The 17,035-nt window shown below is 70.8% G+C and carries 14 protein-coding genes; 7 read left to right on the top strand and 7 right to left on the bottom strand.

Annotated elements, in window-relative coordinates; all coding sequences use genetic code 11:
- Positions 1–16: 16 nt before the first annotated feature.
- Both HW566_RS04225 and HW566_RS04220 read right to left on the bottom strand, forming a co-directional pair.
- Positions 17–709: a DUF1775 domain-containing protein gene (locus HW566_RS04225; RefSeq protein ID WP_178010695.1), complete on the bottom strand. Its 693-nt coding sequence runs from the start codon at positions 707–709 to the stop codon at positions 17–19.
- Between the two features lie 59 nt (positions 710–768).
- On the bottom strand, positions 769–1,359 hold the full coding sequence (locus HW566_RS04220; RefSeq protein ID WP_178010693.1) for a hypothetical protein: 591 nt from the start codon (positions 1,357–1,359) through the stop codon (positions 769–771).
- Between the two features lie 57 nt (positions 1,360–1,416).
- Here HW566_RS04220 and HW566_RS04215 point away from each other — a divergent pair, with 57 nt between their 5' ends.
- Positions 1,417–2,775, top strand: a complete 1,359-nt coding sequence (locus HW566_RS04215; RefSeq protein WP_178010691.1) for a M50 family metallopeptidase — start codon at positions 1,417–1,419, stop codon at positions 2,773–2,775.
- A gap of 40 nt (positions 2,776–2,815) precedes the next feature.
- On the opposite strand, the gene HW566_RS04210 is transcribed toward HW566_RS04215, so the two are convergent.
- Positions 2,816–4,753: an anthranilate synthase family protein gene (locus tag HW566_RS04210; protein ID WP_178010689.1), complete on the bottom strand. Its 1,938-nt coding sequence runs from the start codon at positions 4,751–4,753 to the stop codon at positions 2,816–2,818.
- Positions 4,754–4,980: 227 nt separating this feature from the next.
- On the opposite strand from HW566_RS04210, the gene ispG reads away from it, so the two are divergent.
- Together ispG and HW566_RS04200 are read left to right on the top strand one after the other, a co-directional pair.
- Entirely contained in the window at positions 4,981–6,111 is a 1,131-nt protein-coding gene (gene ispG, locus HW566_RS04205) for a flavodoxin-dependent (E)-4-hydroxy-3-methylbut-2-enyl-diphosphate synthase (RefSeq protein ID WP_178014651.1), read from the top strand.
- A gap of 177 nt (positions 6,112–6,288) precedes the next feature.
- On the top strand, positions 6,289–7,365 hold the full coding sequence (locus HW566_RS04200) for a hypothetical protein (protein ID WP_178010687.1): 1,077 nt from the start codon (positions 6,289–6,291) through the stop codon (positions 7,363–7,365).
- Position 7,366: 1 nt separating this feature from the next.
- Here the strand turns inward: HW566_RS04200 and pcp are convergent, their stop codons facing one another.
- A complete protein-coding gene (gene pcp, locus HW566_RS04195) occupies positions 7,367–8,002 on the bottom strand; it encodes a pyroglutamyl-peptidase I (protein ID WP_178010685.1) in 636 nt (211 codons plus the stop codon).
- Between the two features lie 87 nt (positions 8,003–8,089).
- On the opposite strand from pcp, the gene HW566_RS04190 reads away from it, so the two are divergent.
- Positions 8,090–9,847: a proline--tRNA ligase gene (locus tag HW566_RS04190; RefSeq protein WP_178010683.1), complete on the top strand. Its 1,758-nt coding sequence runs from the start codon at positions 8,090–8,092 to the stop codon at positions 9,845–9,847.
- A gap of 27 nt (positions 9,848–9,874) precedes the next feature.
- Here the strand turns inward: HW566_RS04190 and HW566_RS04185 are convergent, their stop codons facing one another.
- The 3 genes from HW566_RS04185 to HW566_RS04175 form a co-directional block, all read right to left on the bottom strand.
- A complete protein-coding gene (locus HW566_RS04185; protein WP_178010681.1) occupies positions 9,875–10,681 on the bottom strand; it encodes a DUF1206 domain-containing protein in 807 nt (268 codons plus the stop codon).
- 89 nt (positions 10,682–10,770) lie between these two features.
- Positions 10,771–11,877, bottom strand: a complete 1,107-nt coding sequence (locus HW566_RS04180; RefSeq protein ID WP_178010679.1) for an NAD(P)-dependent alcohol dehydrogenase — start codon at positions 11,875–11,877, stop codon at positions 10,771–10,773.
- Positions 11,878–12,041: 164 nt separating this feature from the next.
- Positions 12,042–12,662, bottom strand: coding sequence for an acetate uptake transporter family protein (locus tag HW566_RS04175; RefSeq protein WP_178010677.1), 621 nt, complete (start codon positions 12,660–12,662; stop codon positions 12,042–12,044).
- Positions 12,663–12,802: 140 nt separating this feature from the next.
- Here HW566_RS04175 and nusA point away from each other — a divergent pair, with 140 nt between their 5' ends.
- From nusA to infB, 3 genes are all read left to right on the top strand, one after another.
- Positions 12,803–13,792 carry a transcription termination factor NusA gene (gene nusA / locus HW566_RS04170; protein WP_178010675.1) on the top strand — a complete coding sequence of 330 codons (990 nt, stop codon included), beginning with the start codon at positions 12,803–12,805 and terminating at the stop codon, positions 13,790–13,792.
- Between the two features lie 11 nt (positions 13,793–13,803).
- Positions 13,804–14,055 (top strand): YlxR family protein, encoded by a 252-nt coding sequence (locus HW566_RS04165; RefSeq protein WP_178010673.1) that lies wholly within the window; start codon positions 13,804–13,806, stop codon positions 14,053–14,055.
- Positions 14,056–14,150: 95 nt separating this feature from the next.
- Complete coding sequence (gene infB, locus HW566_RS04160; protein WP_178010672.1) at positions 14,151–16,967, top strand: translation initiation factor IF-2; 2,817 nt, start codon at positions 14,151–14,153, stop codon at positions 16,965–16,967.
- Positions 16,968–17,035: the final 68 nt, after the last annotated feature.

Below are 17,035 nucleotides of genomic sequence, written 5' to 3'. Positions count from 1 at the left end.
CGTCCGCCCCGACGTGTCAGGCGCGTCGGCGGGCGATGGCGAGGACGAGCGCCGCTGCGGCGACGACCAGGGCGCCCACCGAGAGCCAGATCGGGAGCGGGTCGGCCGCGGGCGCGCTCGCCGCCGCGTTCTCGGCGTCGGCCGCCTGTGCGGTGTCGCCCGACCCGTGTTCGTCGCCGTGATCGCTTTCCGCGGCGGCGGCGCCCACGACGACGACGGGCGCCGGGTAGTCGAGGTCGTGCGGGTCCTGACCGTCCTCGGCCAGCTGCGTCCAGGCGGCCTCTCCCGCCTCGCACTGCTGGGTCACGGGGAACGCGAAGCTCTCGCCCTCGGTGGAGCCGGGGAAGATCACGTTCATCCCGGCCGAGGCGGCGTAGGCGTCCGGGATCGGGGCGACCGCGGTGTAGGTGATCCGCGTCGGGATGCCCGCATCGCCGGTCTCGGTGGTGATGGTCCAGGCGCCGTCGACGACCGGAGTCGCGCCCTGGGCCTCGGCCGGGATGTCGACGACGAGCGCGGTGGTCGGCGATCCGTCGCAGCCGTGGCTGAACGAGAAGTCGATCCGGGTGGAGCCGTCGGCGGCGACCTCTTCCGGGGTCACGTGCACATGGGCGGATGCCGCGAGGGGCAGGGCGAGGGCGAGGGCGGCGCCGGCGGTGATGCCGACGGCGAGACGCGCGCGGCGGCGCGCGGGAGCGGTACGGGTCATGGGTCTCTCTCGGAACATGCGGCCCGCGTCGTGCGGCGCCGCGAAGGGGAAGGGTCGGATCACGCGGTGGTGACCGGCGGCCCGCGCAACGAGAGGGACGAACGCACACGGCGCGCCGGGGTGAACCGGCGGTGACGAGAGGGAGCGGAGCGGATGAGCGCCGGCGGGGGGACGATCGGCGACAGCATGCGCTCGAGGCGGCGCATGCCGCGTGCCACGATCCCGATCAGACGCTCGCCGGAGACGAGGACGGCCACCGTCAGCGCGGCCGCGATCACGTGGGTCGCCGACATCGAGGCGCCCGCGACATGGACGTGCGGCGTCGCCGAGCCGAACGCCGCGGGCGCGGCAGAGTGCAGGTGGACGGCGGCCGCGCCGAGGTCGGCGGAGCCTGCGATCGAGAAGAAGGTGTGGAAGAGGCCCTGACTCGCGAGGACGACCGCCGTCGTACGCCAGACCGACGGCGCGCGTCCGACCAGCCAGACGGCTGCCGGAGTGACCAGGAGCGTCGTGGCGACGATCAGCCACAGCGGGGCGAGACCGCCCGAGATGGTGTGCGCGGTGGCCGCGAGCGTCGTCGCCACGGCAGCTGAGGCGGTGCCACGGAGGGCGCGCCGACGACGCGCATCCCCATCCCCGGCCCAGCCCATGGGTCCGAGTTTACGGCCTGGGTGAATTCAAAGGCTCGGCGAGTAGCCTGATCGCTCGTGACCGTCCTCGCTTTCGTCATCGGTGTGGTGCTGCTCGTCGTGGGGCTCGCCGTGTCGATAGCCCTCCACGAGATCGGTCATCTCGTCCCCGCCAAGGCCTTCGGCGTCCGCGTCGGGCGCTACATGATCGGGTTCGGCCCCACGCTGTGGTCACGCCGTTTCGGCGAGACCGAGTACGGCGTGAAGGTTCTTCCGCTGGGCGGCTACATCTCCATGTCGGGCATGTATCCGCCGGCGCCCGCAGCCCAGGTCGAGGACGAGCCGGGTACGGGCGGGGCCCTCGGCGCCGCCGACGAGCGGGCGAGCGGGGCGGCCCGCGCGCGGTCCAGCTTCTTCGCGGCGATGGTCCAGGACGCCCGCCTCGCCAACGCCGAGACCCTCGTCGAGGGCGACACGAAGCCCGCGTTCTACCAGCTCGCCGTCTGGAAGCGCGTCGTGATCATGGTCGGCGGACCCCTCATGAACTTCCTGTTCGCGATCGTGCTGTTCGCCGTCGCTCTGACGGCGATCGGCGTGCCGGCGGCCACCACGACCATCGCCGCCGTCAACGAGTGCGTGCTGCCGAGCGGAACGGAGCGCTCCGCGTGCGGGGCCGACGATCCCGCCTCGCCCGCGGCGGCGGCCGGCATCCTCCCGGGCGATGTGCTCGTCTCGGTCGACGGCACCGCGGTCGAGGACTTCGCCGCCGCGACGGCGATCATCCAGGATTCTCCCGGTCGCACCATCCCGGTGGTCGTCGAGCGCGACGGTGCCGCCCTGACGCTGCAGGTCACCCCGATCCGGGCGGAGCGCGAGCTGGTCTCGGCCGACGGTGAGGCGACGACCGCCGAGGTCGGCTTCGTGGGCATGACGGCGACGCTGGGGTACGAGCCGCAGCCGCTGTGGGCGGGCCCCGAGGCGGCGGTCGAGCGCGTCGGCGCGGTCGCCGGGGTGATCTGGCAGCTTCCCGTCAAGGTCTACGAGACGGGGGTGACGCTCGTCACCGGAACCGAACGCGACCCGAACGGCCCGCTGTCCGTCGTCGGCGCGGGCCGGCTCGCGGGCGAGGTCGCCGCGACCGAGGCGCCGATCCTCGACCGTGTCGTCATGCTCATCGGGCTCTTGGGGTCGTTGAACATCGCGCTGTTCGTGTTCAACCTGCTGCCGCTGCTCCCGCTCGACGGCGGTCACGTCGTCGTGGCGCTCTGGGACGGCATCAAGCGGATGTGGGCCAAGCTGTTGCGCCGGCCCGAGCCGCGGCCTGTCGATGCGACCAAGCTGGTGCCGGTCACGTTCGTCGTCGTGATCGGGCTGATCGTCATGGGCGGCACGCTCATCCTCGCCGACCTGTTCAACCCGGTCTCCCTCCTCGGCTGACGCGCGGGGCGCCTCCCGGGAGCGGGCTCGGCGGCCCGGATCAGCGTGCGACGGGCGCCAGCGCGAATCCGATGAGACGCTCGAGCGTCGGCAGCCCGTCGCGCGAGAGGATCGACTCGAGATGCCCCTGCACCGAGGCGTACCCGGGTCCCCGCAGAGCGTAGACGTCGCCCGACGTCGGGTCCGCGGCGACCTCCGTCGCGCCCAGCCGGGCGGTGCCCGGCGCCACGCGCGCCGTGAACGTGTTGTAGAACCCGATGGACGCCGGCACGTCGAAGATGTCGACGCTCTTCTGCAGCCCCTGGTGCGGAGCCGCCAGCGGCGCGAGCTCGATCCCGAGCCGGCCGGCGAGGATCTGGTGGCTGAGGCAGACGGCGAGCAGCGGGCGCCCGGCATCCGCACGGCGGTCCACGAGCCGGCTCATCCGCGTGATCCGGGGGCTGGCCCCGTCGCGCGGATCGCCCGGTCCCGGTCCGAACACCACGAAACCGGCGTCGTCGACGTCGGCGTCGGTCACCTCGTGCCACGGCGCGATGCGCACGTCGAACCCGAGGTGGTGCAGCTGATGACCGAGCATCGTGGTGAAGCGGTCCTCCGCGTCGACGACGAGCACCTCGCGGCCCGCGAAGGGCCCGCCCTCGGCGGCCTGGGGATCGAGCCAGAACTGGGCGAGCCGGGAGTTGCGCGAAGCCAGGAGCGCGGCGATGGTCGGGTCGTCCCCGAGTCGCGGACGCACGGACGCGGGCGCGTCCTCGTCGAGCTCGGCAGCATCCGCGACGACCGCGGGCGCCTCGTCGCGGTCGACCGCTCCGATCGCGCCGAGCACACCGGCCGCCTTGCCGTGGGTCTCGCCGACCTCGCCGGCCGGGTCGGAGTGGCGCACGAGCGTCGCGCCCACCGGCACCCGCAGCCGGCCGTCGACCAGATAGGCGGTGCGGATGAGGATGGGGGCGTCGAGGTCGTGTCCACCGGCCGCCGTGGGCGTGAACAGGGCCGCCACGCCGGAGTAGTACCCGCGGGGCGTGCGCTCGTGCCGCGCGATGACGGTGCAGGCGTTCTGCATGGGCGAGCCGGTCACGGTCGGGGCGAACATCGTCTCGCGGAGGATGTCGCGCGGGTCCATCGTGCTGGAGCCGCGCAGCATGTACTCGGTGTGGGTCAGCCGCGACATCTCCTTCAGGTGCGGGCCGGTGATGCGCCCGCCGTCCGAGCACACGGCCGACATCATCTTCAGCTCTTCGTCGACGACCATGAAGAGCTCCTCGGTCTCCTTGGTCGATGACAGGAACTCCGTGAGCGTCTCGCCCGTCGCGCCGCCACGAGGATGACGGAAGGTGCCGGAGATCGGGTTCATCGTCACGATGCTGGTCCCGGGCACCGCCGGCGCACCGCTGCGAGCGCTGACGTGCGCCTCGGGGCTCGCCCCGACGGCGACGTGACCGTCGCTGACGATGAGGAAGGTCCAGTAGGCGCCGCGCTCGTGCTGCAGCAGGGCGCGGAACCAGGTGAGCCCCGCGGTGACGGCATCCGTGTCGACCGTGGCGGTGAAATCCCGTCGGATGACGAAGTTCGCGCCCTCGCCGCGCCCGATCTCGTCGGCGATGACGCGTCGGACGATGTCGGCGTACTCGTCGTCGGAGATGTCGAATCCGGCATCGGCCAGCGGCACCCGCTCGGTGGGAAGCTGTCGCAGGGCCTCGGCCAGGGGGATCGAGCCGTGCTGGTCGACGCGGAGGCAGCGCAGCGGGGCCCGGTCGTCGTGGCACACGAACCCGCGCTCCACGACCTGACGGAAGGGAACGAGCGCGAGCACCTCGCGCGGCGTGCCGTCGACGTCGTGAAGAGGGATGTCCGCCAGCAGGTCGACGTCGGCGACGTCGCCGCGGAGCACCTCGACGGTCGCACCGTCTCGTGCGATGAGGGCGAACGGCTCACCGCTCGCGGCGAGATCGGTCAGTGTCGGGAGGGAGCCGGTCATCGTCGTCTTTCGTCGTCGGAGCGTCCGCCCCACGAAGAAGACCGCCGGGCCTTCGACGCCGGGCGGTCTGTTACGTGTGCACGTCGAGCACACCGCCTAGGCGGTGAGCCACCAGGAGAGGTACGCGCGCATGGGGCGAAATTATCACACCCTGCCGGCGCCGCCGTTCCCAGCCGGTGCGCGGCGGCGGCGCGTAGGCTGAGGCCGTGCCAGCTGTCAATCTCGGGATGCCGCAGGTCCCCGACGTTCTCGCCCCGCGTCGCAAGAGCCGTCAGATCCGCGTCGGTCGTGTTCTCGTCGGCGGCGACGCCCCCGTCAGCGTCCAGTCGATGACGACGACGCCGACCACCGACATCAACGCCACGCTGCAGCAGATCGCCGAGCTGACGGCATCCGGCTGCGAGATCGTGCGTGTCGCCGTGCCGTCGCAGGATGACGCCGATGTGCTGCACATCATCGCCAAGAAGAGTCAGATCCCGGTGATCGCCGACATCCACTTCCAGCCGAAGTACGTCTTCCAGGCCATCGACGCCGGGTGCGCGGCCGTGCGGGTCAACCCCGGCAACATCCGCAAGTTCGACGATCAGGTCGGCGCGATCGCGAACGCGGCGAAAGCCGCCGGTGTGTCGCTGCGCATCGGCGTGAACGCCGGCTCGCTCGATCGTCGGCTGCTCGAGAAGTACGGCAAGGCGACCCCCGAGGCCCTCGTCGAGAGCGCCGTCTGGGAGGCGTCGCTGTTCGAGGAGCACGACTTCCACGACTTCAAGATCTCGGTCAAGCACAACGACCCGATCGTCATGGTCAAGGCCTACCGGCAGCTCGCCGAGCGCGGCGACTGGCCGCTGCACCTCGGCGTCACCGAAGCCGGTCCCGCCTTCCAGGGCACCATCAAGAGCGCGACCGCGTTCGGCATCCTTCTCGGTGAAGGCATCGGCGACACGATCCGCGTCTCGCTGTCGGCGCCGCCCGCCGAAGAGGTCAAGGTCGGACATCAGATCCTGCAGTCGCTGAACCTGCGCGAGCGCAAGCTCGAGATCGTGTCCTGCCCCTCGTGCGGACGTGCTCAGGTCGACGTCTACACCCTCGCCGACGATGTCACCGAGGGACTGAAGGACATGACCGTGCCGCTGCGCGTCGCCGTCATGGGCTGCGTCGTCAACGGTCCCGGCGAGGCGCGCGAGGCAGACCTGGGCGTGGCCTCGGGCAACGGCAAGGGTCAGATCTTCGTGAAGGGCGAGGTCATCAAGACCGTGCCCGAGGCCGAGATCGTGGCGACCCTCATCGAGGAGGCGCGCCGCATCGCCGACGAGCTCGGTCCCGACGCCCCCCTCGGCACCGCGCAGGTCGTCACCGCCTGAGCGCCGCCGCGCCGGGCCGGGCCGGGCGAGAATCACCCTGCCCGGTGGGAATCCTCGCCTCGCTCTGCTCCTCGCCGGCAGCACCGCGCCTCACCCGCGGTGTGCCGATGAGCGTCGTTTCGGTAACAGACGGTTCGGATGCCGAGACCGGCGGTCGTCGGCTGGCACAGTGTTGTCATGCCGCGTGGTCGTCTTGCCGTCCTGTCCCTCCTCGTCGTCGCGGCGCTGACCTCCGGATGCGCAACGACCCAGTCGGTCGCCGAGACGCCGGCGCCGTCGACGCCGCCGGCCAGCGAGACTCCGACACCCACCGCCACCGCCGCTCCCGACCCCGTCCCGGTTCGGGTGTTCGACGGCGACTGCGATCGGATGCTGACCGCCGAGCAACGTGGATCGTTCCTCGGCCCGGGGACGATGACCGCCGAGGAGCGGCATCGTGCCGAGAATCCCGACCGCGTCTTCGCGGTGGATCTGGATCTGGATCCGGTCGGGACGACGGGTGGCCTCGAATGCATGTGGTTCGTGGCGGAGGACGCCGGTCTCCCCGAGGGGGTGTCGACTCTCCGCACGACCGTGTTGCCGGCCGCGGCGGTTCCGAACGAGTTCGCCGCCCGATACGCGGTCGCCCGGTGCGAGCCGAACTACGACTCGGGTCTGTGCCGGTTGGGGCGAACGGTCGGTGACGACTGGATCATGGCGACCGTGGGATGGGCGGTCTACGAGGCGCCCGTCGAGCTGCTGGATGCGGCGATCGACGCCGTCGCGGTGAACCTTCCGGATGCGACGCGGCCCCGGCCTGCCGCGTTCGACGACGTCTGGTCGATCCCTGATTGCGTGCGGCTCGGCGAGGCCATCGGCCTGGAAGAGCTCATCGGGCCGTACCTCGACGGGTACTGGGAGGGATCCGAGCAGCCCGAAGAGGTGCTGTTCGCCGCCGCCGGTGTCGAACGCTCGTGCCCCGTCTTCTCCGACTCCGAGCGGTTGAGTGACGAGAGCGAGTTCTTCATCCTCGCGCCGCAGGTCGCCCCGGGGTTGGCCTGGCAGTGGGAGCAACTCCGTTCCGGCACGCAAGGCTTCTCGAGTGAGATCGGCGTCGTCGGCGCGACGAACGCATTCGCCGCTGACCTGGGGCACGGCTCCAGTGCGGTGTTCGCGACGGACGGAACGAACGTCGCTCGGCTCTACGCCGACTCCGACGACGTCGAGGTCGCCGCCGAGATCCTCGGCCGGATCATCCGCGAACTCTCGCGCTGACTCACCAGATGCTGCCGGCGGCGTAGGAGACGTCGATCTCGGTGTCGAGCGACGTGCGGATCGCGATGCGCAGCGCCCGGGCGATGTCGGCGAGGGGGAGCGAGGGCTTCCCCTCCGGGGCGCTCCCGGTCGCGTAGGGAACGTGGATGAAGCCGGCCGCACGGTCACCGGGCTCGCCGCTGTCGAGCGCGGTGTACATGACGTGGTTGCACACGAACGTGCCCGCGGAGTGCGAGACGGATGCCGGAATGCCCGCCGCTGCGATGTCGGCGATGATCGACTTGACGGGGAGCGTCGAGAAGTGCGCGGCCGGTGAGCGCGGGACCGCGGGCACATCCACCGGTTGATCGCCGGCGTTGTCGGGGATGCGGGCGTCGATCAGGTTGATGGCGATCCGTTCGACGGACATGCCCGCGCGGCCGCCGGCGAGACCGGTCGCGATGATGACGTCGGGGGAGTGTTCCACGATCAGCTCGCGCAACCGCAGGCGCGCCGCGTTGAAGGCGACCGGCAGAACCGACGTGACCAGGCGTTCCGGGCCGGCCCAACCGTCGGCGACCAGACGGACGGCGTCGCCCGATGGGTTCGTCGCGTCCCCGGCGAACGGTTCGAATCCGGTCAGCAGCACGGTTCTCATGGATCCAGGCTAGGTCCGTCGCCGACATCCGTCAGCGTGAGCGGACGAGCGCACGTCGCGGCCCCGCGGCATCCGTAGACTCGACTCGTGGTCACCCGTCTGTCGCACCTGTTCCTCCGTACCCTTCGTGAAGACCCCGCGGGCGCCGAGGTCGCCAGTCACAAGCTGCTGATCCGCGCCGGCTACATCCGGCCGCAGGCCGCAGGGATCTTCGCGTGGCTGCCGCTGGGGCTGCGTGTGAAGGCCAAGATCGAGCGTGTCGTCCGCGAGGAGATGACTTCTGCCGGTGCGCAGGAGGTGCACTTCCCGGCGCTGATGCCGCGCGAGGCATACGAGGCGACGGGCCGTTGGGAGGAGTACGGCGACCTGCTGTTCCGCCTTCAGGACCGCAAGGGTGGCGACTACCTGCTCGCACCCACCCACGAGGAGGCGTTCACGCTGCTCGTGAAGGATCTGTACTCCTCGTACAAGGACCTGCCGCTGACGATCTACCAGATCCAGGACAAGTACCGCGACGAGGCGCGGCCCCGCGCCGGGCTGCTGCGCGGCCGCGAGTTCACGATGAAGGACGCCTACTCGTTCGACGCGAACGACGCCGGACTCGAGGCGAGCTACCAGGCCCAGCGCGACGCGTACGAGCGCATCTTCCGGCGCCTCGGCCTCGAGTACGTCATCGTGCAGGCGGATGCCGGCGCGATGGGCGGCTCGCGCTCAGAGGAGTTCCTGCATCCCACCCCGGTCGGTGAGGACTCCTTCGTCCGATCCGACGGCGGCTACGCGGCCAACGTCGAGGCTTTCACGACCGTCGTGCCCGAGGCGCGACCCCTCGAGGGCCTGCCCGAGCCGGTCGTCTTCGACTCGCCCGACACCCCCACCATCGACACCCTCGTCGCGCACGCGAACGACGTGCTGGTGGGGGAGTACTCCGCCGCCGACACCCTCAAGAACGTCGTGATGGCGCTGACGCATCTCGACGGCACGCGCGAGCTGGTCGTCGTGGGCCTGCCGGGCGACCGCGACGTCGACGACAAGCGCGTCGAGGTCGCCTTCGCCCCTGCCGAGGTCGAGCCCGCCACGGCAGAGGACTTCGCGAAGAACCCGTTGCTCGTGAAGGGGTACATCGGGCCCTGGTCGCCCGAGGGAGCAGTGCTGGGCGAGGAATCGGCCACCGGCATCCGCTACGTCCTGGACCCCCGTGTGGTCGACGGCACCTCGTGGATCACGGGCGCGAACATCGACCAGAAGCATGTGCACTCGCTCGTCGCAGGCCGGGACTTCACCGCCGATGCGTTCGTCGAGGTCGCCACCGTCCGCGAGGGAGACCCGGCTCCCGACGGTTCGGGCCCGGTCTCGATCGCGCGCGGCATGGAGATCGGTCACGTCTTCCAGCTCGGCCGCAAGTACGCCGAAGCCCTGGGGCTGAAGGTCCTCGACGAGAACGGCAAGCTCGTCACCGTCACGATGGGCTCGTACGGCATCGGGGTCACCCGGATCCTCGCGATCATCGCGGAGCTCAACAACGACGACCGCGGGCTCATCTGGCCGGAGTCGGTCGCGCCGTTCGACGTGCACGTGGTCGCGACCGGCCGCGACGCCGCGGCCTTCGAGCTCGCCGAGCAGCTCGCGGCGGACCTCGAGGCGAGCGGCCTCGACGTCGTCTACGACGACCGTCCGAAGGTCTCGCCCGGGGTGAAGTTCGGCGACGCCGAGCTGGTGGGGGTGCCACGCATCATCATCGTCGGACGCGGCGCGGCCGACGGGCAGGTCGAGTTCTGGGATCGCCGCACGGGTGAGCGCGAGGTGGTGGCCGCCGCCGACGCGGTCGCGCGGCTCACGAACCGCTGAGACCCGTCCCGCCGGATCGGCGTCGGGCTAGAGACGGGCGTAACGAGCGCGGAAGACCGTGAACGCGCCGTAGCCGACGAGCCCCGCGCCCACGGTGACGACGATCGCCGGGCCGTACGACAGGTCCAGGAGCGCCCGGATGGCGGCGTCCAGACTGCCGGCGTCCTCGGCACGCGCCCGGACGGCGGCGACGGTCAGCACGACGCCCAGCGATGCCAGCGCGACGCCCTTCGCGATGAAGCCGACGACGCCGAGCGCCGACACGCCGACCCCCACGGCCGTGTCCGGGATCATCATCTTGCTGCGGAACGAGCGACGTGCGCCCATGACCACGAAGACCACTCCGGCGACAGCGACGCCGACGCCGACGAGCACGATCGCGAAGACGCCGCCGGGCAGCGCCAGCACGCCGCGGCTGGCATCGCGCGCGGTCTCGTCGGCCTGCGGGCGCGCGCCCAGCGCGACGGCGGCGGAGAGCCCGCCGAAGAACAGGAAGACGACGGCCTGACCCCACTCGGATGCGCGCACGCCCCACACGGAGACACCCCGCCGACGTCTCGACGCCAGCATGCCCTCGGCGAGATGCCAGACCCCGAGAGCGGCCAGGAGCGCAGCCGCGGCCCAGAGCGCGACGAATCCGAGCGGCACCTCGGCGACGGCTCGAAAGGCGCCGGTCTGATCGGCGTCACGGTCGCCGCCGAAGGCGACTCCGATGATGAGGGCACCGATGAGGAGGTGGACGAGGCCGTTGGCGACGTACCCGCCGCGGGCGAGTGCGCGTGCCGCAGGCTGTCGCTCGACGGCACGCGCCGCATCGTGCACCGGTTCGCCCATCCCGCGAGCCTACGTGCCGGGGGCGGGACGGGGCACGACACGGGCCGGCGGGCGAAGGATGCCGCCGGCCCGTGTCCCGAGCGGGTGCCTCAGCTCATCACGAGGACGGCCTTGACCGCCTTGCCCGACTGGGTGTCGGCGATGGCCTGCTCGATCTCGGCGAAGGGGTACTTCGTGATGAGCTCGTCGAAGGGGAATCGTCCGGCGGCATAAAGGGCCAGCAGCTCGGGGATGAACTTCTGCGGTACGGCGTCGCCTTCGATCGCGCCGACGAACGTCTTGCCGGAGCCGGAGATGGCGCCGAGCGGAATGCTCGTGTCGGGCTTGGGCACACCGACCAGTGCGATCTTCGCGCCGAACGCGGTCGCCGCGACGAGGGTCTCCACCACCGCGGGAACGGCGGTCGTGTCGACGGCGTAGTCGGCGCCGACGCCCCCGGTGATCTCGAGGATGCGGGCAACGGCATCCTCGTCCTTGCTGTTCACCGTGTGGGTCGCACCGAGCTTGGACGCGAACGCCAGGCGCTCCGGGAGGATGTCGACCGCGATGATCGTGGTCGCGCCGGCGACCCTCGCGCCCATGATCGCCGAGAGGCCGACGGCCCCGGTGCCCGTGACGATCACGGCGGACCCTGCCGGCACGTCGAGCGAGTTGAGCACCGTTCCGGCGCCGGTCTGGACACCGCATCCGAGCGGGCCGGCCAGCTCGACGTCGGTGTCGGCGGGCAGCTTGACGGCGTTGCGCGCCTCGACGATCAGATGGCTGGCGAAAGACGACTGCCCGAAGAACGAGCCGTGCACGGGGGAGCCGTCGGTGGCGGTGATGGTGGCGGAGCCGTCCTCTCGCGCTCCACCGAAGTTGAGCGCCATGAAGTTGCGGCAGTACGCCTCGCGACCGGTGAGGCAGTTGGTGCAGTGCCCGCACGAGGCGAACGAGACGGCCACCTTGTCGCCGACGGCGTAACCGGTGACGGCTGCACCGACCTGCTCGATCGTGCCGGCCCCCTCGTGTCCGAGGACGAAGGGGAACGGTGCGGGGATGTGGCCGTGCTGCACCGCGAGATCGGTGTGGCACAGTCCGGTGGCGGCGACTCGGACGAGCAGCTCGTCCGGTCGGATGTCGTCGAGCGTGACGTCCTCGAACGTGAACGGGGCGTCCTGTGCGTGCAGGACGGCGGCGTGCGCGATGGTGGTCATGTTTCGGATGTTCCTTCCCGTTTGCGGTCGTGGCGGCGCTGACGTCGTCGCGGCCGATCGACAGTGGCGTGCGCCCCGCGCATGGGCGGACGGCGCATCGGCCACTCGAACAGTATGCGCCTGAATCGATCCACCCGGCGCGGAAGTACGCCGTGTCCGGCGGCTCAGCTGTCCGTCTCGTCGGGGGTGACGGACGGGCGGGCGGTCGCAGCGATGGTGAACCACGACGGCCCGAGGGGGAGGAGATGTCGCCCCAGGGTGCGGGCGTAGAACTTCTCGATCAGCATGTAGGCGGCCAGCCCCGAGGCCAGCAGGAGCGCCGCCGACCCCGCGGCACCGAACACCGTCGGTCCGCCGAACGCGGTGACCGTCTGCAGCCCCAGGCCCGCCGAGACCGCGAGCAGCGTGACGGGGAGCACGGTGTTGCGGCTGGCCGCCGACACCGCGAACACGACGGCGAGGACTGCGAACATGAGGGTGAAGACGCCGCGCGCCGGTCCCTCGACCTCGAAGAAGCCCAGCTCGCCGCCGAGCAGGAAACCGGGCATGCAGATCCAGTACCACCCGAAGGCGTTGTAGACGATGAAGTGGAAGTCGTCGCCGGAGAAGTACGACAGCATGCCCGCCGTGACCTGCACCACGCCGCCGAACACCGCTCCCACCCAGAACACCGGGCTCTCGTTCTGGAGCCCGAGGTGCTCGAGCTGCGCGGTGAGCGTGGCGATCACGAAGCCGAGCAGGCCGATGAGTCCGGGATCGGCGAGACGGGGCGTGCGTGCGGTCATGCTCCCCAGTATCCCCGCGGGCTTCCGACGCCGTCCGTCGCGCCGGCCGGGCAAACACGGGACGACCGGCATCGGGTAACGTTGGATGGATGCCGGGAGCGCGACGCGCGCCCGGACGAGAGCTGAATACGGAGGGCACCATGGACATCGATCTCTCACTGTTGCGCACGGTCGAGCGAGAGAAGGAGATCCCCTTCGACGAACTCGTCCGCATCATCGAGCAGGCTGTGCTGACCGCCTACGCCAAGCACACCTCGCCGGACGGCGAGCTGCCCGAGGGCACGCGCGCCGCGCTCGATCGCAAGACCGGCCACGTCGCGATCTTCGTACCCCTCCGGGACGACGAGGACGTCGTGATCGGCGAGGAGGAGTCCACGCCCGACGACTTCGGCCGCATCGCCGCCTTCGCCGCGAAGCAGGTCATCAGCCAGCGTCTGCGCGACATCGCCGATGATGCGGTGCTGGGGGAGTTCCGGGGCAAGGAGGGCGACATCGTCGCCGGCGTGATCCAGCAGGGTCCCAATCCCCGCATGGTGCACGTCGACCTCGGCACGATCGAGGCGATCCTTCCGCCCGAGGAGCAGGTCGCCGGCGAGGAGTACCGCCACGGATCGCGTCTGCGCGTCTACGTGACGTCGGTGACCAAGGGCATGAAGGGCCCGTCCATCACCGTCTCGCGCACGCACCCGGGACTCGTGCGCAAGCTCTTCGCCATGGAGGTGCCCGAGATCGCGAACGGTCTCGTCGAGATCACCTCGCTCGCCCGTGAGGCCGGCCACCGCACCAAGATCGCCGTGAAGTCCGACGACCCGTCGATCAACGCCAAGGGCGCCTGCATCGGCGAGCTCGGGCGGCGTGTCCGCGCCGTGACCGAAGAGCTCAACGGCGAGAAGATCGACATCATCGACCACAACGGCGACCTCGCGACCTTCGTGGCCAACGCCCTGTCGCCGGCGAAGGTGACCTCGAGCTTCGTCCTCGACGCCAGCACGAAGGCCGTGCGCGCTCTCGTTCCCGACTACCAGCTCTCGCTCGCGATCGGCAAGGAGGGGCAGAACGCCCGTCTCGCCGCCAAGCTCACGGGCGCGAAGATCGACATCCAGCCGGACTCGATCCTCGAGGACTCCTGACCGGGGGTAGAATGGATGCTGTTCGAACGTGCGTGGGATGCCGCGCGCGTGCCTCCCGGTCCTCGCTCCTCCGAGTCGTGGCCCGTGACGGCGTCCTGATCCCCGATCGGGCGGCGTCGCTTCCGGGTCGAGGCGCGTGGGTGCATGACACGGATGAATGCGTGGATGCCGCCCTGCGGCGCCGTGCTTTCGGACGAGCCCTGCGGGCATCCGGCCCACTGGATACGCAGGATTTCCACATTGATCACCAGCGCAAAGGCTGAACGGCTATGGACACGAAGTGAACGGCTCGAGATGAGACCCGTCCGCGCTTAAACGGTCCGCCCTGTCCGAGGGTGGGCCTTCAGACAGGAGAATTGTGGCAAAACCACGCGTACACGAGATCGCTTCCGAGCTCGGCGTCGACAGCAAAGTCGCCCTCGCGAAGCTGAAGGAGCTCGGCGAATTCGTCAAGAGCCCCTCGTCCACCATCGAGCCCCCCGTGGCTCGCAAGCTTCGAGCGGCGCTCGAGGCTGAGGGCGGCGCCAAGGCGGCCGCTCCCGCGCCCGGCGGCGCACGCCCCGGCGCCGCGGCGCCCGGCGCCGTGCGTCCCGGACCGTCCGGAGCCCGGCCCGGCCCCGCAGGCAAGCCCGGTCCGGCCAAGCCGGCCGCACCGGCCGCCCCCGCGGCGTCGGCACCCGTCGCGCCGGCGCAGCCGGCCGCGCAGCCGGAGGCTCCCGCCGCGCCGGCCGCGCCCGCCGCTGCGCAGAGCGCGCCGGCGGCATCCTCGGCTCCGAACCCCGGCGCCGGCAAGCCCGGCCCGGCCAAGCCCGCCGGACCCACGCCCGGCGGCGCATCGCAGCCGCCGCGTCCCGGTGGTGCGCGTCCCGGCAACAACCCGTTCGCGCCCTCGCAGGGCATGGGCCAGCGTCCCGCCGGGCCCCGTCCCGGCAACAACCCCTTCGCTTCGGCGCAGGGCATGGGCCAGCGCCCCAACCCCGGCAACATCCCGCGTCCGCAGGCACCGCGTCCCGGCGCGCCGCGCCCGGGTGCACCGCGTCCCGGTGGCGCCGGTCGTCCCGGTGGCGGCGGTCGTCCCGGCGCCCCCTTCCAGCAGCGTCCCGGCGGTCCCGGTCGTCCCGGCGGCGCCGGCGGCGGCTTCCAGCGTCCGGGTGCTCCCGGCGGTGGCGGCGGCTTCGCCGGTCGTCCCGGTGGCGGCGGTGGTCGCGGCCGTGGACCCGGCGGTGGTACCGCGGGTGCCTTCGGCAAGGGCGGCGGCAAGTCCAAGCAGCGCAAGTCGCGTCGGGCGAAGCGGCAAGAGTTCGAGATGCGGTCGGCACCGGTCGTCGGTGGCGTCAACGTCTCGAAGGGCAACGGCGAGATCATCCGCCTGCGTCGCGGCGCATCTATCGCCGACTTCGCCGACAAGCTCGAGGCCCTGCGCGGCTACACCGTGCAGCCCGGCACGCTCGTGACGATCCTGTTCAACCTGGGCGAGATGGCCACGGCCACCGAGTCGCTCGACGAGGCCACCTTCGAGGTCCTCGGCGAGGAGCTCGGCTACAAGATCCAGATGGTCTCGCCCGAGGACGAGGACAAAGAGCTCCTCGAGGGCTTCGGTCTCGACCTCGAGGCCGAGCTCGACGCCGAGAGCGAAGAGGATCTCGAGATCCGTCCTCCGGTTGTCACCGTCATGGGTCACGTCGACCACGGTAAGACGCGACTGCTCGACGCCATCCGCCAGACGAACGTCGTGGCGGGCGAGGCCGGCGGCATCACGCAGCACATCGGTGCGTACCAGGTCTGGACCGAGCACGAGGAGATCGAGCGGGCCATCACCTTCATCGACACCCCGGGCCACGAGGCGTTCACCGCCATGCGTGCCCGAGGTGCGCAGGTGACCGACCTCGCGATCCTCGTGGTCGCCGCCGACGACGGCATCATGCCGCAGACGGTGGAGGCGCTCAACCACGCCCAGGCCGCCAACGTCCCGATCGTGGTCGCGGTGAACAAGGTCGACAAGCCCGACGCGAACCCGGCCAAGGTGCGCCAGCAGCTCACCGAGTACGGTCTGGTCGCCGAGGAGTACGGCGGAGACGTCATGTTCGTCGACGTGTCGGCCCGTCAGGGCACCGGCATCCAGGACCTCCTGGACGCTGTGCTGCTGACCGCCGATGCGGGCCTGGACCTCACCGCCAACCCGAACAAGGCCGCTCGCGGTGTCGCCATCGAGGCGAAGCTCGACAAGGGCCGTGGTTCGATCGCGACGGTGCTCATCCAGTCCGGGACGCTCCGCGTCGGAGACGCGATCGTGGCGGGTACGGCTTACGGCCGCGTCCGCGCCATGGTCGACGAGAACGGCGACGCGGTCGACGAGGCCTACCCCTCGCGTCCGGTCCAGGTGCAGGGTCTGAACTCCGTGCCGCGCGCCGGCGACGTGTTCATCGTGACCGAGGAGGACCGCACCGCGCGCCAGATCGCCGAGAAGCGCGAAGCCGCCGAGCGCAACGCCCAGCTGGCCAAGGCCCGCAAGCGCATCTCGCTCGAGGACTTCACCCGCGCTCTCGAAGAGGGCAAGGTCGAGTCGCTCAACCTCATCATCAAGGGTGACGTCTCGGGTGCCGTCGAGGCCCTCGAGGAGTCGCTCCTCAAGATCGAGGTCGATGACAGCGTGCAGCTGCGGATCATCCACCGCGGTGTCGGCGCCATCACCGAGTCGGACATCAACCTGGCGACGATCGACAACGCGATCGTCATCGGATTCAACGTCCGACCCGACACGAAGGCCCGTGAGCGCGCTGCCCGCGAGGGTGTGGACGTCCGCTTCTACTCGGTCATCTACAACGCGATCGACGACGTCGAGCAGTCGCTCACCGGCATGCTCAAGCCGGAGTACGAAGAGATCCAGTCGGGTGTCGCCGAGATCCGCGAGGTGTTCCGCTCCTCGAAGTTCGGCAACATCGCCGGTGTCATCGTGCGGTCGGGAACGATCACGCGAAACGCCAAGGCACGCGTCATCCGCGACGGTGTCGTGCTCGCCGACGGCCTCGCCATCGAGTCGCTGCGCCGCTTCAAGGACGACGTCACCGAGGTCCGCACGGACTTCGAGGCCGGTATCGGTCTGGGCAAGTTCAACGACATCCAGATCGGCGATGAGATCGAGACGACCGAGATGGTGGAGAAGCCGCGCGGCTGATCCTCGTCAGGCTCTCCGGCGATGGATGTCGCCGGGACGCGGAACCCCTCGGGGGACCGTTCGTCCCG

Origin of the sequence: Microbacterium oleivorans (assembly GCF_013389665.1) — a bacterium.
In the GTDB taxonomy this organism is placed as follows: domain Bacteria; phylum Actinomycetota; class Actinomycetes; order Actinomycetales; family Microbacteriaceae; genus Microbacterium; species Microbacterium oleivorans_C.
Note: the sequence above shows the minus strand (reverse complement) of the source record. Positions and strands in the feature narration are given on the sequence as shown.

Coding starts and splice junctions, on each gene's coding strand:
- HW566_RS04225 (WP_178010695.1), bottom strand. CDS start 709: ATGACCCGTACCGCTCCCGCGCGCCGCCGCGCGCGTCTCGCCGTCGGC.
- HW566_RS04220 (WP_178010693.1), bottom strand. CDS start 1,359: ATGGGCTGGGCCGGGGATGGGGATGCGCGTCGTCGGCGCGCCCTCCGT.
- HW566_RS04210 (WP_178010689.1), bottom strand. CDS start 4,753: ATGACCGGCTCCCTCCCGACACTGACCGATCTCGCCGCGAGCGGTGAG.
- ispG (WP_178014651.1), top strand. CDS start 4,981: ATGCCGCAGGTCCCCGACGTTCTCGCCCCGCGTCGCAAGAGCCGTCAG.
- HW566_RS04200 (WP_178010687.1), top strand. CDS start 6,289: ATGCCGCGTGGTCGTCTTGCCGTCCTGTCCCTCCTCGTCGTCGCGGCG.
- pcp (WP_178010685.1), bottom strand. CDS start 8,002: ATGAGAACCGTGCTGCTGACCGGATTCGAACCGTTCGCCGGGGACGCG.
- HW566_RS04185 (WP_178010681.1), bottom strand. CDS start 10,681: ATGGGCGAACCGGTGCACGATGCGGCGCGTGCCGTCGAGCGACAGCCT.
- HW566_RS04180 (WP_178010679.1), bottom strand. CDS start 11,877: ATGACCACCATCGCGCACGCCGCCGTCCTGCACGCACAGGACGCCCCG.
- HW566_RS04175 (WP_178010677.1), bottom strand. CDS start 12,662: ATGACCGCACGCACGCCCCGTCTCGCCGATCCCGGACTCATCGGCCTG.
- nusA (WP_178010675.1), top strand. CDS start 12,803: ATGGACATCGATCTCTCACTGTTGCGCACGGTCGAGCGAGAGAAGGAG.
- HW566_RS04165 (WP_178010673.1), top strand. CDS start 13,804: ATGGATGCTGTTCGAACGTGCGTGGGATGCCGCGCGCGTGCCTCCCGG.